This is a genomic window from Streptomyces sp. NPDC007929 (assembly GCF_042959065.1).
GTDB lineage: Bacteria > Actinomycetota > Actinomycetes > Streptomycetales > Streptomycetaceae > Streptomyces.
This window is the reverse complement of the sequence record NZ_JBIBKD010000004.1, coordinates 413309-428364: the sequence shown is the minus strand read 5'-3', so window position 1 is coordinate 428364 and position 15056 is coordinate 413309. Positions and strand designations below refer to the sequence as shown.

The 15056-nt window shown below is 74.2% G+C and carries 11 protein-coding genes and 1 pseudogene; 9 read left to right on the top strand and 3 right to left on the bottom strand.

Annotated elements, in window-relative coordinates; all coding sequences use genetic code 11:
• Positions 1–5 precede the first annotated feature (5 nt).
• From pcaG to pcaD, 3 genes are read left to right on the top strand one after another with little or no spacing between them, the layout of a single operon-like run.
• A complete protein-coding gene (gene pcaG / locus ACFZDE_RS15510; protein WP_391200213.1) occupies positions 6–611 on the top strand; it encodes a protocatechuate 3,4-dioxygenase subunit alpha in 606 nt (201 codons plus the stop codon).
• Positions 608–1903, top strand: a complete 1296-nt coding sequence (gene pcaB / locus ACFZDE_RS15505) for a 3-carboxy-cis,cis-muconate cycloisomerase (RefSeq protein ID WP_391200212.1) — start codon at positions 608–610, stop codon at positions 1901–1903. Before pcaG ends, pcaB begins: the two co-directional genes overlap by 4 nt.
• Positions 1900–3018 (top strand): 3-oxoadipate enol-lactonase, encoded by a 1119-nt coding sequence (gene pcaD, locus ACFZDE_RS15500; protein ID WP_391200211.1) that lies wholly within the window; start codon positions 1900–1902, stop codon positions 3016–3018. Before pcaB ends, pcaD begins: the two co-directional genes overlap by 4 nt.
• 18 nt (positions 3019–3036) lie before the next feature.
• Here pcaD and ACFZDE_RS15495 read toward each other — a convergent pair whose 3' ends face one another.
• Positions 3037–5721, bottom strand: a complete 2685-nt coding sequence (locus ACFZDE_RS15495; protein WP_391200210.1) for an AAA family ATPase — start codon at positions 5719–5721, stop codon at positions 3037–3039.
• A 180-nt stretch (positions 5722–5901) separates the two neighbouring features.
• Here ACFZDE_RS15495 and ACFZDE_RS15490 point away from each other — a divergent pair, with 180 nt between their 5' ends.
• The 4 genes and pseudogenes from ACFZDE_RS15490 to ACFZDE_RS15475 all read left to right on the top strand — a co-directional run bounded on the left by ACFZDE_RS15490 (position 5902) and on the right by ACFZDE_RS15475 (position 10181).
• The gene (locus tag ACFZDE_RS15490; protein WP_390995788.1) at positions 5902–7206 is read left to right on the top strand and encodes an MFS transporter; all 1305 of its coding nucleotides are present in this window, start codon (positions 5902–5904) and stop codon (positions 7204–7206) included.
• Positions 7207–7224: 18 nt separating this feature from the next.
• Positions 7225–8379 carry an anhydro-N-acetylmuramic acid kinase gene (locus ACFZDE_RS15485; protein ID WP_391200209.1) on the top strand — a complete coding sequence of 385 codons (1155 nt, stop codon included), beginning with the start codon at positions 7225–7227 and terminating at the stop codon, positions 8377–8379.
• A 53-nt stretch (positions 8380–8432) separates the two neighbouring features.
• Positions 8433–8552 (top strand): annotated as a pseudogene (locus ACFZDE_RS15480) (DUF2510 domain-containing protein); the annotation flags it as partial.
• A 1113-nt stretch (positions 8553–9665) separates the two neighbouring features.
• Positions 9666–10181, top strand: a complete 516-nt coding sequence (locus ACFZDE_RS15475; protein ID WP_390996702.1) for a hypothetical protein — start codon at positions 9666–9668, stop codon at positions 10179–10181.
• 159 nt (positions 10182–10340) lie between these two features.
• Here ACFZDE_RS15475 and ACFZDE_RS15470 read toward each other — a convergent pair whose 3' ends face one another.
• Entirely contained in the window at positions 10341–10949 is a 609-nt protein-coding gene (locus tag ACFZDE_RS15470; protein ID WP_344465554.1) for a TetR/AcrR family transcriptional regulator, read from the bottom strand.
• A gap of 167 nt (positions 10950–11116) precedes the next feature.
• Between ACFZDE_RS15470 and ACFZDE_RS15465 the strand changes: the two genes are divergently transcribed.
• Together ACFZDE_RS15465 and ACFZDE_RS15460 are read left to right on the top strand one after the other, a co-directional pair.
• The gene (locus ACFZDE_RS15465; protein WP_391200208.1) at positions 11117–11920 is read left to right on the top strand and encodes a phosphatase PAP2 family protein; all 804 of its coding nucleotides are present in this window, start codon (positions 11117–11119) and stop codon (positions 11918–11920) included.
• Positions 11917–12864, top strand: a complete 948-nt coding sequence (locus ACFZDE_RS15460; protein ID WP_391200207.1) for a hypothetical protein — start codon at positions 11917–11919, stop codon at positions 12862–12864. The genes ACFZDE_RS15465 and ACFZDE_RS15460 overlap by 4 nt, the downstream gene beginning before the upstream one ends.
• Here the strand turns inward: ACFZDE_RS15460 and ACFZDE_RS15455 are convergent.
• Positions 12854–14905, bottom strand: coding sequence for a phosphocholine-specific phospholipase C (locus ACFZDE_RS15455; RefSeq protein WP_391200206.1), 2052 nt, complete (start codon positions 14903–14905; stop codon positions 12854–12856). The genes ACFZDE_RS15460 and ACFZDE_RS15455 overlap by 11 nt on opposite strands.
• Between the last annotated feature and the right edge of the window lie 151 nt (positions 14906–15056).

Below are 15056 nucleotides of genomic sequence, written 5' to 3'. Positions count from 1 at the left end.
CAGCGATGACGAAGATCGACACCAGCCGTCCGGAGAGTGTGCTGCCCACCCCCTCGCACACCGTGGGCCCGTTCTACGGTCATGCCCTGCCCTTTCGCGGCGGCGAGGACATCGCACCCCTCGGGCACCCGGACACCGTCACGGTGCACGGCTACGTCACCGATGGCGAGGGCGACCCGCTGCCGGACGCCCTGATCGAACTGTGGGGCCCGGACCCCGGGGGCAACCTGCCGACCGCTGACGGCTCGATGCGGCGGGACCCGGCCTCGGGCGGCTTCCTCGGGCGCAACGGCGTGGAGTTCACCGGCTGGGGTCGCGTCCAGACCGACGCGAACGGCCACTGGTACGCGCGGACGCTGCGGCCCGGCGCACGAGGGCGCAACGCCCCGTACCTGAGCGTGTGCGTGTTCGCGCGCGGACTGCTCGTGCACCTGTACACCCGGATCTACCTGCCGGGCGACGCGGCGGCGCTCGCCGCCGATCCGCTGCTGTCCGGGCTGGCGGACGCCCGCCGCGACACGCTGATCGCCGCGGAGGAGGGGGTCGGCACGTACCGTTTCGACATCCGCCTTCAGGGCGAAGGCGAAACGGTCTTCCTGGAGTTCCAGTGACAGCTGCGCACGGCGACACCGGTCTGCTCGCGCCCGGGTGGTCCGGTTCCGCGGCCGCCTCCGCCACCGGTGACGAGGCGTTCCTGCGGGCGCTGCTCGACGCGGAGGCCGCGCTGACCCGGGCCCAGGCCGCCGCGGGCCTCGCCCCGGCCGAGGCGGCGACGGCGGTGACCGGGGCGGCGGACACCGGTGCCTTCGACGCGCGGTCCCTCGCCGAGCGGGCGCGCACGGGCGGCAACCCCGTCATCCCCCTGGTCGCCGATCTGACGAAGGCCGTGGGCGACCCGTACGGTCCCTACGTCCACCGGGGCGCGACCAGCCAGGACATCATGGACACGGCGATGATGCTGGTGGCCGCGCGGACCCTCGACCCGGTCCTCGCCGACCTCGGCCGTACCGAAGGGGCCCTGGCCCGGCTGGCCGCCGCGCACCGGGACACGGCGATGCCCGGACGCACGCTCACCCAGCACGCCGTACCGACCACGTTCGGGCTGAAGGCGGCCGGATGGCGGTCGCTGGTGCTGGACGCGCGGGAGCGGGTGCGGACGGTACGGGAGTCGCTGCCGGCTCAACTCGGCGGTGCGGCGGGGACGCTGGCGGCCTTCGGGGCGTACGGCGCCAGCGATCCGGCCGGGCTGCCGGAGATCTACGCCCGTGAACTCGGCCTGCGTGCGCCCGATCTGCCCTGGCACACCCTGCGCACGCCGATCGGTGATCTCGCCGGGTGCCTGGCCTTCACGGCGGGCTCGCTCGGCAAGCTCGCCGTGGACGTACTGACCCTGTCGCGCACCGAGATCGCCGAGGTCGCCGAGGGCAGCGGCGGCGGGTCGTCCGCCATGCCGCACAAGTCCAATCCCGTACGGTCCACGCTGATCGCCTCGGCCGCGCGGCGGGCACCGCAGCTCGCGGCCACGCTGTACGGCTCCATGGCCGCCGAGGACGAACGCCCGGCCGGGGCCTGGCACGCCGAGTGGGAGCCGCTGCGCGACCTCCTGCGCCTGGTCGGCGGGGCCGCCCGGGACGCCGCCGAACTGGCGGAGGGACTGCGGGTCAGGCCCGAGACCATGCGGGCGCACCTGGATCTCACCCACGGGCTGATCGTCTCCGAGCGGCTGTCCGCCGAACTGGCCCCGGTGCTGGGCCGGGCCTGTGCCAAGGACCTCCTCACCCGGCTGGCCGCCACGGGGCAACCGCTCGCGCAGGCGCCGGAGTTGGCGGGTACCGACCTCGACCCCACCCACTACACGGGCTCCGCCGGAGCTCTCACCGACCGTGCGCTGGAGCGACGTTGACTCTCCTGAACCACCACGCCGAGGGGCCCGACACCGCTCCCCCACTGCTGCTCGGCCCCTCGCTCGGCACCTCGTACGCCCTGTGGGACGAGGTGGCGCCCGAGCTGTCGATCAGTCACCGGGTGGTGCGCTGGGACCTGCCGGGGCACGGCGGTTCGGCGGCCGGTCTCATCGAGGCGGGCGCGACGGTCGGTGACCTCGCCGCCCTGGTGCTGGCACTCGCCGACTCGCTCGGCATCGAGCGGTTCGCCTACGCGGGCGTGTCCCTGGGCGGGGCCGTCGGGCTGCATCTCGCGGTGCACCATCCCGAGCGGCTGTCGTCGCTCGCCGTCATCTGCTCGTCGGCGCACTTCAACGGGTCCAGACCGTGGGAGGAACGGGCCGCGCTGGTGCGGCGCGAGGGGCTCGCCGGGCTGGCGGAGAGCGCCGACGCGCGGTGGTTCGCCGGTGACTTCACCGTGCCGCGTCTGGTCCGGGACCACCGGGGCGCCGACCCGGAGGCGTACGCCGCCTGCTGTGACGCGCTCGCCGCGTTCGACCTGCGGGACCTGCTCGCGCGGATCGCCGTACCGACCCTGCTGGTCGCGGGCCGCGAGGATCCGGCGACGCCCCCCGCGCATCTGCGGGAGATCGCCGACGCCGTGCCGCGTGCGACGCTGGTGGAGCTGCCGGGCGCCTCCCATCTGGCTCCCGCGCAGTGCCCGGAGGCGGTGCTGACCGCCCTGCGCGCCCACCTCGGTCCGGGGGCACCGCGGGGCATGGCGGTACGGCGGGAGGTGCTCGGCGACCCGCACGTCGACCGGGCGCAGGCCCGTCAGACACCGTTCACGGCCCGCTTCCAGGACTTCATCTCGCGCTACGCCTGGGGCGAGATCTGGACCGACCCGACCCTGTCCCGCCGTGAGCGGAGCATGATCACGCTGACCGCGCTGGTCGCGCACGGCCACTACGACGAGCTGGCCATGCATGTCCGCGCGGCCCGCCGCAACGGCCTCAGCCCTCAGGAGATCGGCGCGGTGCTGCTCCAGACGGCGGTGTACTGCGGGGTACCGGCGGCCAATTCGGCGTTCGCGACGGCGCAGCGGGTGCTGGCGGAGGAGGACGGCGCCTGCTGAGGGTGCGCGGCGCGGGGACTACGCCGGTCCGGCCCCGGACGTGAGCGCTGTGCGCGCCCGCTCCGCCAGGCCGTCGGCCCCGCACGACACCGCCAGGTCCAGGCCGCGTTCGAGGTCGAACACCGAGCGGGCGGCGATGCCGAACTCGATGCGGGCCGCCGCGTACTCGTACTGGCAGGGCGAGGCCTCCAGGTAGGTGACGGCCTGGGCGTAGAGCCGGACCGCGCGTTGGCCGGTCTCCAGGTCGGCGGCGCAGCGCAGGGCCTCCCCTATCGCCGTGTCCGTGCCGAAGCGCTCGGCCTGGCGGCGGACGTCGACGGCGAGCCGGGCGGCCCGGGCCGGGTCCTCGGCGCTGAGGGCACGGGCGAGGTCGGCCGCCCAGGGGACGAGCACCGGGTTGTGGTGGCCCCGGGCCGCCGCGGCCTTCTCCGCGGCCTCCAGTTCGTTGACGCCGTCCTTGGTGCGGCCGACGGCCAGCAGCAGCCGTCCGCGTACCGAGCGGGGATCCGGCAGGACGATGGTGGAGGGGTAGGGCGGGGCGAAGCCGTGCTGTTCGGCGACGTCCCAGGCCTCCTCGACATGGCCGCGGGCCAGCAGTGTGTCGACCAGGCTGCAGGTCGCGGACCAGTACAGCGGCAGACCGCGGCCCACGCGCTCGGCCAGGCGCAGCGCCTCGCGCAGGGACGCCTCGGCCTCCGTCAGGCGGCCGCGCCTGCGGTGGCCGATCCCGACGTAGGCGTGGGCCAGGGCCAGGTGGCCGCCGCTCCATCCGGCCGACTCATAGGCGCGCAGCGCCTCGTTGTAGAGGGTTTCGGCGCGGTCGAGGCGGTCGGTGAACGCGTAGGCGTTGGCGAGCATCAGCAGCAGTTCGATGCCCCACTCGGTGTCGGTCCAGCCGAGTCCGGGGGCCAGCCGGCCGTTGACGAGGGCGCGGTCGCACAGTTCGGCGACCTCCTCGGCGTTCTCGCCGTGCATCAGGGCGTCGAAGCCGCGCAGGATGAGCAGGGCGCGTTCGGAGTTGTCCCGGCCGGTGCAGGTGCTCGCGAGGTCGGCGAGCCGCCGGGAGCGGTCGGGTGAGGTGGCCTCGCCGGCGTGCAGGCCCTCCCACATGAAGTGCACCGCCTGGAGGCGCATCCGGGCGGGTCCGGGCCGGAGCCGGGCGGCCTCGGCCTCGACCGTGCGGACGGCCTCCTCCAGTTGGTCGTTGTGCAGGAGCGCCTGGGAGAGCCTGAAGACGGCGTCCACCCGCTGGTCGCCGTCGAGGCCGGGCATGCCGAGCGCGGTCTGCAGATGGCCGATGGTGCGGGCCGGTGCGGTGAGGAAGGTGGCTCCGGCGAGTTCGTAGAGCACGTGCGGGTGGGAGTCGGGCCGGGGCGGTTCCCGCAGGGCGCGCTCCAGGCAGCGGCGGGCGGCGTCGGGGGCGCCCACGGCGAGGTGCTCGCGGGCGGCCTCGCGCAGTTGGCCGACGAGTTCCTCGTCGTCGTCCGGGTGGACTTCCAGGAGGTGGCGGGCGGCGGCCGCGGCGCCGTGTCCCTCGTCGGAGACGATCCGGGCGGCGATGCCGTGCATGGCGGTGCGCAGGGCGTCGGGGATGGAGTTGTAGACGGCGGTCGCGATCAGCGGGTGGACGAACTCCAGGTCGCCGTCGGTACTGCGGCCGGTCGCGGGGTCGGGTGCGGTGAGGATGCGGGCGGTGCGCAGCAGTTCGGCGCAGCGGCGGGCGTCGTCGGGCCGCAGGGTGGCGAGTTTGGCGACCAGGCCGACGGAGATGCCGGTGCCGAGGATGGCGGCGGCCCAGGCGAACCGGGTGGCGTCGATGCCGAGTTCCTCCAGGCGGGCGACGAGGCCGCCGCCGCGGGCCGAGCGGTTCAGCTCGCGCAGTTCACCGGCCCGGCCCTCGACCGGTTCGAGCTCGCTGTCCTGCACCTTGGCGAGGAGTTCGACGGTCTCGTAGGGGTTGCCGGCGGTGACGGCCCAGACCTCGCGGCAGAACGCGGCGTCGGCGTGCCGGCCCAGGGTGGCGCGGGTGAGCCCGGCCACGGCGTCCGGGGTGAGGGCGCTCAGGGTCGTGACGGGGCCGTCGGCCGCTGCGGCGACGGTGTCGAGGTGGCGGGCGCTCGGGCCGGAGACCTCCTCGCAGCGGCGGGCGACGACGACCAGGACGGACATCTCGTCGAGGCGCTCGGCGAGCCCCGCGAGCCAGTGCAGGGTCTCCTGGTCCGCCCAGTGGGCGTCGTCGATCAGCAGCACCAGCGGCCAGTCCCGGCGGGCGAGCCGGCGCACGGCCGCGACCAGGCCGTCGCACACGCCCTGCGGGTCGGCCCGCCGGTCGCCGGGCTCCGCTATGCCGAGGGCGGGGCCGGCGATGTCGTACCAGTCGCCGAGGTACTCGCGGGCCTCCTCCGGCAGCATCGACACCAGAGCGGGTTGCAGCAACTGGCGTACCACGTTGAAGGGGACCGACCTGAGGGTCTCGCCGCCGCGCGCCGACCAGACCGTGCAGCCGCGGGCCTCCGCGATACGGCGGGTTTCGGCCAGCAGCGCGGTCTTGCCGAGTCCTGCCTCGCCGCGGAAGACCAGCAGTCCGCCGGACGAGGAGCGGTCCGTGCACAGGCTGTCGACCGCCCGCGCGACGGCGGCGACCTCCTCGTCGCGCTCCCACAGGGAAGCCGAGGCGGCGGCCGTGGGCCGTACCTCCGTCATCCCGCTACCTCCCCAAGTCGCCCGAACGACGTACAGACGTCGAGCGTAGCCGTCCGATTGCCTGAGTGGAGGGTGGTCGGGGCACCTCTTGCCGTGATGGGTGACACCGGGTGCGGCGGGGCGACGCGACGGGCCCGCCACCAGCCGTCTTCGCGTCAACGGTGCGCAAAGCCACGGGAGGTGACGGACATTCAGCAGCAACGGGACACACGACGCGGCCGCCGGGCGCTGGTCGCGGGGTCGGTGGGCAATCTCATCGAGTGGTACGAGTTCGGCGTCTACGGCTACTTCGCGACGATCATCGCGGCGCGGTTCTTCACACCGGAGAACGGCGGCGAGGCCGAGGCCCTGGTGAAGACGTACGCGTCCTTCGCGCTCGCGTTCTTCTTCCGCCCGGTCGGTGCGGCGCTTTTCGGCCGACTCGGCGACCGGATCGGGCGGCGTCCGGTGCTGGTCCTGGTGATCACGCTGATGACGGTGGCGACGACGCTGATCGGTGCGCTGCCGACGTACGCGCAGGCGGGTGCGCTCGCGCCCTGGCTGCTGACGTTCCTGCGGGTGCTCCAAGGGCTGTCGGCGGGTGGGGAGTTCGGCGGGGCGGTGTCGGTGATGACGGAGTTCGCGCCGCCGGGGCGGCGTGGGCTGTACGGGGCGTGGCAGTCGTTCACGGTGGCGCTGGGGCTGCTGGCCGGTGCGGGGGCGGCGGCGCTGCTCGCCACCGTGCTGACGGCGGAGCAACTGGGCGCGTGGGGCTGGCGGCTGCCGTTCCTGCTGACGCTGCCCCTGGGGCTGGGCGCGTTGTGGCTGAGGCTGCGGCTGGACGAGACACCGGCGTTCGTGGCGGAGCGGTCGCAGGAGACGCCTCCGGCGCGCGAGGTGGCCGGGGCCATCGTGCTGGGCGCGGGGCGGATCATGGGCTGGGCCGCGGCGGGTTACACGTTCCTCGTCGTGCTGCCGTCGTATCTGCAGAACTCGCTGGGCGCCACGTTCCAGCAGGCGCTGGTGGCGTCCGTGCTGGCCAATGCCGGTTTCGCGGTGACGATCGTGCCGGCGGGCCTGCTCAGCGACCGGCTCGGCCGGCGGGCGGTGATGCTCTCGGGGGCGGTGCTGGTGGTGGTCCTCGCGGTGCCGCTGCTCAACCTTCTGCGGGATCCCGGCGTTTCGAACACCGTGAAGGGTGTGGCGGTGTGCGGCGCGGGTGCGGTGGTGGGGCTGATGGCGGGGCCGGGGCCCGCGATGCTGTCGGAGATGTTCCCGACCCGGGTGCGGTACACGGGGCTGGGGCTCGCCTACGCGCTGTCCAACGCGGTGTTCTCGGGGTGTGCCGGGCTCATCATCACGGAGACGATCGAGCGGACGGGCAGCATGGACGTCCCCGCGTACTATGCGGCCGCGGCGTGCGCGGTGAGTGTTCCTGCGCTTCTCACCCTGCCCTCCGGGCGGCGGGGCGGGGTGCCGGAGGCGGGGGTGGAGAGGGTTGGCTGAGCGGATGCGGGTGAGCGGATGCGGGTGATCGGTCTCATGTCGGGCACGTCGTACGACGCGATCGACGCGGCGGCGGCCGAACTGGACCTCGTCGGCGACAGCCTGGTGCTGAAGCCGCTCGGCGCGGTGAGCGAACCGTACGACGCGGACGTGCGCGAGGCGCTGGCGGCCGCGCTGCCGCCCGGGACCACCACGCTGGGCGAGGTGTGCCGGCTGGACACCCGGATCGGGCAGGCCTTCACGGCGACGGCGGTCCGGGCTGACCGCGAACTGTGCGAGGGGCGGGCCGAGTTGGTCGCCTCGCACGGGCAGACCGTCTACCACTGGGTCGCCGGGTCCGAGGTGCGCGGCACGCTCCAGCTGGGCGGGCCGGCGTGGATCGCGGAGGCGACCGGGCTGCCCGTGGTCGCCGACTTCCGGCCGCGCGACATCGCCGCCGGAGGGCAGGGCGCACCGCTGGTCAGCCTGTTCGACCTGCTGTGGCTGCGCGGCCGGCCGGGCAGGTCCGTCGCGCTCAACATCGGCGGGATCGCCAACCTCACCGCGCCCGACGGGACGGCCTTCGACACCGGGCCGGGCTGCGCGCTGATCGACGCGGCGGCCCGGGGGTTCAGCGGCGGGGCGCTGGCCCACGACACCGACGGGGTGCTGGCCGGGCGGGGCCGGGTGCACGGGCCGCTGCTGGACCGGCTGCTCCAGGAGCCGTACTACGCGCTGCCCGCGCCGAAGACGACGGGCAAGGAGCTGTTCCACCTCGGTCGTCTGCGGGACGCGCTGGCCGGGTTCGGGACGCTGCCCGCCGAGGACGTCGTCGCGACGCTGACGATGCTGACGGCCCGGACCGTGGCGGACGCGGTGGGGTCGGTGGGTGGGACGGAGGTGGTGGCCTCGGGCGGTGGGACACGCAACCCGGTGCTGATGGCGATGCTGGCGGACCTGTTGGGCGGGGTGGTCCTGCGCACCTCGGACGACCTGGGTCTGCCGTCGGACGCGAAGGAGGCGTACGCCTTCGCGGTGCTGGGGTTCCTCACCCTGCACGGGCTGCCGGGCACGGACCCGGCGAGCACGGGGGCCCGGCATGCCAGCGTGCTGGGGTCGGTGACCCCGGGCCGGGACGGGCTGCGGCTTCCGCCGCGGGCGGCTCGGCAGCCGGTGCGGCTGCTTCTGGAATAGCTGGTTCCGACTCCTCTCATGCCTCTTTCACCGACGCCTCATACGGTGGGGGCATGACGCAGGAGACTCCTCCCGGGTGGTACGCCGATCCCGGACAGACAAGTGACGGGCCCGCCACCGAGCGCTGGTGGGACGGCAAGGCCTGGACGGACCGCATCCGCCCGACCCAGCCGCCCGCGCCCTGGGGTCCCCCGACGGGCCCGGCGTCCACCGCCCCCTCGGGACCTCCGGGTTCGGCGGACCGACCGGCCGGGGAGCCGGGAGCCGGTGAGCGGGCCGGGAGCGAGATACCGGGAGCCGGTGAGCGGGCCGGTGCGCCGGGAGTTGGCGAGCAGGCCGGAGCGGAAGCGCCGGGAACCGGCGAGCCGCGCGGCGGCGAGATACCGGGGACGACACGGCCGGGTACCGCCGAGGCGGCCGAGATCGGGCCGTCGACGGAGTCCCGGGGCCCGGGATCGCCTGAAGTGCCCGGATCGACCGAAGGGCCGGACTCGGGCGTGCATCCGGGGTCCGCCGAAGGCCTTGGAGCCGCTGGCGGACCAGGCCCGGCCGAGCATCCGGGAACCCCCGGAATCCCGGGCCCCGCCGAGGGACCAGGACCGACGGGAACCCCAAGCCCCGCCGAGGGGCCGGCGCCCGCCCAGGACGCAGGACCCGCCGGGCAGTCCGGCGAGGCCGGGCACCCCGCGGGCGCCTGGGACTCCGGGACCGGCGCGCACCCGGGCGCCGCCGGACAACCGGGAGACGCGGCCCGTCTCAGCGGCACCGCGCACCCGGCCGCCGCCGGACACCCAGCCCCCCAAGGCCCGCCCACCGGCGGCCCCTACCCAGGGCCCGCCGGGCACCCGGGAGTCGCAGGGCACCCCGTCGGCGGTCCGTACCCGGGACCCGCCGGGCAGCCGGGGGTCGGGGGGCAGCCCGGCGGCGGTCCCTATCCCGGGGCCCCCGGGTATCCCGCCTACCCCGGGTACCCCGTCGCGCCCGACGGCGGAAAGGGGCGGCGCCTTCGGATCGGCGCCGCCGTCGCCGCCGCCGTGGTCGTTCTCGCGAGTATCGGCGTGGGCGTGTACGTCCTGACGGACAACGGCGGTGGGGGCGGTTCGCCCACCTCGCAGGGGCCCGGTGGGCCGGGCGCGCCCGGCGGGCAGGGCGGCCCGTTCGGCGGGCCGGGCGGGTCCGGGGGCTCCGGCGGATCGGGAGGATCCGGCGGTGGGGACGGCGACGGAGACGGCGGTTCCGGCGGGCGTGGTGAGCAGTCCGAGCCGCCGAAGATCAGGAGCGGGTCGGTGACCGACGCGGTCAGCGGGATCAGCCTGCCGATCCCGAAGGGCTGGTACGGCCAGCAGGCCAACGTCGGTGCCCACGTGACGTCCGACGACTCCTACAAGTGCCCGGGCGACACCTCCTCGACCTGCACCAAGGGCGGCGCCTACTCGGCCCCGGCCCTGGCCCTCGGCACCAAGGGCGCCACCGCCGAGGAGATCGCGAAGGCGGACATCGCGAAGAACGCCGAGGAGTCCTACGGTGGCAAGTCCTACGGCGGCATCACCTCCCACGACGTGCTGGAGTCCAAGGCCGTGACCGTGGCCGGGCAGAAGGGCTACCTGGTCCGCTGGAAGGCCGTCACGAGCAAGGGTGCCGACGGCATCGTGGAGTCGCTCGCGTTCCCCTCCCCGGCCAACGCCAAGCTGATGGTGGTCGTGCGGTTCGGCGTCGACGCGGACCAGAAGGAGACCGTGCTGGACGACATCACCAAGGGCATCAAGGCGTCGACGGGCAGCGGCAACGGCCAGGACGTCTGACCGGGCGCGGGCCGCCCCACGGACACCGGTCGGCCGGGTGGGGCGCCCCTGCCGCTCACAGGGGAACCCCACCCGGCCGTGGGGTGCGCGCCGCCCCCGTCCCCACGGGTCGGCGCGGTCGGGTCGCCGTCCGGTCATCCGGCGAACGGCGCCCGGGTCTCAGGTCAGGCCCAGCGCCGGCAGTACGGCGGCCTCCACGAAGCGGACCAGGTAGTCCGGGTCCGCGTACTCGCCCTCCAGGACGGGCCGGATGCGCAGGACGCCGAACATCTGCGCCGGGATGTACTCCAGCGCCGGGTGGTCGGCCGGCACTTCCCCCCGCTCGACCCCGCGCCGGATGATCTCCTTCAGCGCGGCGATCTCCGGCTCGACCAGCGCCTCGCGCAGCGCGCGCTGCAACTCCGGGTCCTGCGGGGCCGCGTGCACGAGCGCCTGGAGGAGCTTGGTGTCCCGGCCCGACAGCTCCCCCGCCGCCCGGGCCGCCTCGCGCAGGTCGTCGGCGAGCGAGCCGGTGTCGATGCAGCGGGTCCGCCGGTGTGAGCGCAGCGCCGCCGCCACGAACTGGGGTTTGGTCTTCCACTGCCGGTAGAGCGTGGACTTGCTGCACCGGGTGCTGGCGGCGATCCCCTCCATGGTGACGGAGTCGTAGCCGCACTCCCTCAGCTGCTCCAGCACGGCGTCGTAGAACTCCTGCTCACGCTCGGGCGTGATCTTGGAGCGGCGCGTGACACCGACCGGCTCGGGCCGGTCCGCAGCCTGCGACGTCATGGGCGGTGCTCCTGGCTTTCGTCGGGCGGCCGGGCTGTTCCCGGCTCGCGGTGTGTTCCACGTCTATCGATACGCCAGTGTACCGGTACGCAGCCGTATCGGTACACTGGCGTATCGGTACGCTCTCGTACCGATAACAGCACCACCGTCACCGAAGGGGCCGGGGGATGAATGCCCGCACCGAGCCTGCGCCGGCGGGGTCCGACGCGATAGCGCGACCGCCGCTCGTCCGGGAGCTCCTGCTCGTCGCAGGGCTCTTCCTCATCTACAAGTTCGGCCGGCAGCTGGCCACCGGCCACACCGGTGAGGCCTTCCACAACGCGCACCGTGTGTGGGACTTCGAGCGAGCGGTCCACCTGCCCGGCGAGGGGGCGGTGCAGTCCCTGCTGCTGCACGGCGACGGCCTGGTGCAGCTCGCGAACACCTACTACGCGGCCGTCCACTTCCCGGCCACCGCCGCCTTCCTGGTCTGGCTCTATCTGCGCCGCCCGGCCCACTACGTCTGGGCCCGCCGGGTGCTGGCCGCGGTCACCGCAGCCGCGCTGGCGCTGCACCTGCTGTTCCCGCTCGCCCCGCCGCGCATGTGGGCGGCGACCGGCCTGGTCGACACGGCACGGCTGTACGGGCCCTCGGTGTACGGCGATCCCGCGACCGACTCCCTGTCCAACCAGTTCGCGGCGATGCCGTCGCTGCACTTCGGCTGGGCTCTGATGGTGGCGATCGGGCTGATCGCCGCGACCCGCTCCCGGTGGCGGTGGCTCTGGGCGGCCCATCCGCTGCTGACGCTGCTGGTGATCGTCGGTACGGCGAACCACTACTGGCTGGACGCGATCGTCGCCGCGGCCCTGCTGGGCCTGGCGCTCGCGGTGATCCCCGTGCCGCGGCGCGCGGCGCCGGAGGCCGACCGGCATCGGGCCGCCCTCGTACCTGCCCAGCGGGACGAGCCGGCACTCGCCGGAGCGGGCCGATGAACGCCGTCATCATCGCCGTCGCGCTGTCCCTCGTCTCCGCCGTCGCCTACGCGGGCGCCGCGGTCGCCCAGGAGCGGCTCGCGTCCCGCTCCCCCGGCGCCGGCACGCTGCGGCTGCTCGGCACCGGCGCCTGGTGGGGGTCGGTCGGGCTGAACGCCTCGGCCGCGCTGCTGCACGTCGTGGCCCTGCGCTACGGTCCGCTGACCGTCGTGCAGCCGCTCGGCGCGCTCACCCTGGTCGCGGCGGTGCCGATGGGCGCGCGGCTGGCGGGCCGGCGGGTGAGCGCGGTCGAGTGGAAGGGCACGGCGCTGACGCTGCTGGGCCTGGGCGCGATCCTGGTCACGGCGTCGGGGCCGGAGCCGGACGATGTGCTGAGCGTCCCCGAGGCGCTGGCGGTGGCGGGCGCCACCGCGGCCCTCATCGGGGTGCTGTCCCGGCCGGGCGCCCGCCCCGGGCTGCGGCACGCCTCCGCGTCGGGACTGGCCTCGGGGGTCGCCTCGGCTCTCACACAGACGGTGACGGTGGCCGCGACGGACCGGTCAGGTCCGGTGCTGAGCGTCCAGGTGGTCGGCGTGGCCCTGCTCGTGGCGGCCTTCGCGGCCGGGGGGCTGCTGCTGTCGCAGACGGCGTACCGGGGCGGCCTGGGCGGACCGCTCGCGATGGTGACCCTGGCCAACCCGCTGACCGCCGCGGTGATCGGGCTGTCGCTGCTGGGCGAACGCCTCCAGGGCGGCCCGGCGGGTGTGCTGCTCGCGCTCGCCGGGGCGGGTCTGGCGTCGTGGGGCGTGGTGCTGCTCAGTCGGCCGGTGCCCGCGGCCGCCGCGGTGGACGACGACCATCCGGTGGCCGCCGTCCTCGCTCTGGAGCCCGGCTCGGCGACGGCCGAACCGGTGCTGGTGCCCCGGCCGCACGATCCGGGGCACCTCGCTCCCGCTACGCGGTGACGATCGCCGGGTCGCTCACCCCCGGCTGCCCGTTCTCGACGTGTCCCGCGAACCGCCGCAGGAACGCCTGGTCGCCCTCGGCGGTGACGGTCAGGTCGTACCAGCGGCGGCTGCCCGCGAGTTCGAGGGTCCGGCAGACCTTCGCGCCCGGGCGGACGGTGACGGTGGCGGGCTTGCCGCCGTAGCCGCTGGTCAGTTTCAGGCGGGCCGTGCGGGGGCCCTGGTTGGTGAAGGTCAGCTCGATGTCGTCACCGGTGTGGCGTGCCGTGACCTCGCAGCCGGTGACCTTGTTCGCGCCCCTGAAGACCCGTACGAAGCCGTTGGGGCCGTGCACGGTCAGATCGTAGGAGCCGCCGGAGTACGCCGAGTTCCAGGTGTCGGAGAGTGTCTTGCCGGCCTCGGTGGTGTACATCCAGGGGCCGTCGGCGCGGTTGCCCGAGGTGATGTGGAAGGCGGCGCCGGCCTTCGCGCCGGAGGCGAAGGTGAGGGTGAGCTTCCCGGCCTCCGCGTCGACCGAGGCGTCCACGCGCGGGGCGTACTTCAGCGGCCGGGAGCGGCGCAGACCGCGTTCCTGCCGGGGCATGCGCGGGTCGGCGGGCGGGACGGGCTTGTAGTCGGGATGGCGTTCGCGGTCCTGGGGCTCGTACCCGTCGGTGCCGGGCAGCGGGGCCGGGCGGGGGTCCTTGCGGGAGAAGTCGAAGGCGGCGGTCAGGTCGCCGCAGACGGCCCGGCGCCAGGGCGAGATGTTGCCCTCGCGCACGCCGAAGCGGCGCTCCATGAACCGCAGGATCGAGGTGTGGTCGAGGGTCTCGGAGCAGACGTAGCCGCCCTTGCTCCAGGGGGAGACGACCAGCATCGGGACCCGGGGGCCGAGGCCGTAGGGTCCGGCCGTGTTCCTGGCGTCGCCCGGGAAGAGGTCGGGGGAGACGTCGACGGTGGACAGGCCGCGGGAGGCGTCCTCGGGCGGCAGCGGCGGCACCACGTGGTCGAAGAAGCCGTCGTTCTCGTCATAGGTGATGAACAGCGCCGTCTTCGACCAGACCTCCGGGTTGGCGGTGAGGGCGTCCAGGACCTGGGCGATGTACCAGGCGCCGTAGTTCGAGGGCCAGTTGGAGTGCTCGGAGAAGGCCTCGGGGGCGGCGATCCAGGAGATCTGCGGCAGCGTGCCGGCCTTGACGTCGGCACGGAGCCGGTCGAACCAGCCGTCACCGGCCTTGGCGTTCGTGCCGGTGCGGGCCTTGTCGTACCAGGGGTCGCCGGGCCGGGCGTTCCGGTACGTGTCGAAGTACAGCAGTGAGTTGTCGCCGTAGTTGCCGCGGTAGGCGTCCTGGATCCAGCCCCAGGAGCCCTTGGCGTCGAGGCCGTCGCCGATGTCCTGGTAGATCTTCCAAGAGACGCCGGCCCGCTCCAGCCGCTCGGGGTAGGTCGTCCAGCCGTAGCCGAGTTCGGCGTTGTCCAGGACCGGGCCGCCGCCGGCGCCGTCGTTGCCGGTGTACCCGGACCACATGTAGTAGCGGTTGGGGTCGGTGGAGCCGATGAACGAGCAGTGGTAGGCGTCGCAGACGGTGAAGGCGTCGGCGAGGGCGTAGTGGAACGGGATGTCCTCGCGGGTCAGGTACGCCATGGTCGTGGTGCCCTTGGCGGGCACCCAGCGGTCGTACTTGCCGCCGTTGTAGGCCTGGTGGCCGTCGGGCCAGGAGTGCGGCAGGCCCTCCAGGAATCGCATGCCGAGGTCGTCGGCGTCCGGGTGGAAGGGCAGGATCTCCTTGCCGTCCTTCTCCTGGTGCCAGACCGGTTTGCCGTTGTCGAGAGTGACGGGGCGGGGGTCGCCGAAGCCGCGGACGCCTCTCAGGGTGCCGAAGTAGTGGTCGAAGGAACGGTTCTCCTGCATGAGGACGACGATGTGCTCGACGTCCTCGATCGACCCGGTGCGGTGGTTCGCCGGAAGGGCGGCGGCACGCTGGATGCTGGCGGACAGCGCGCTGAAGGCCGTGGTGGCACCCGCGAGTTGGAGGAAGCGGCGCCGGTTGACTTCGGACATGAAGGACAGACCTCTCATCCTGAGGTACGGGACGGCCGGAGCGTGACGGAATCTGCGCGGAAGGAGTGTTTCAGGGACACCAAACGACAAGGAAGGGGCGCGTGACACTCATGTGAAAGTCGCCGGTACGGAGGGTGTGCCGGGACGTCCT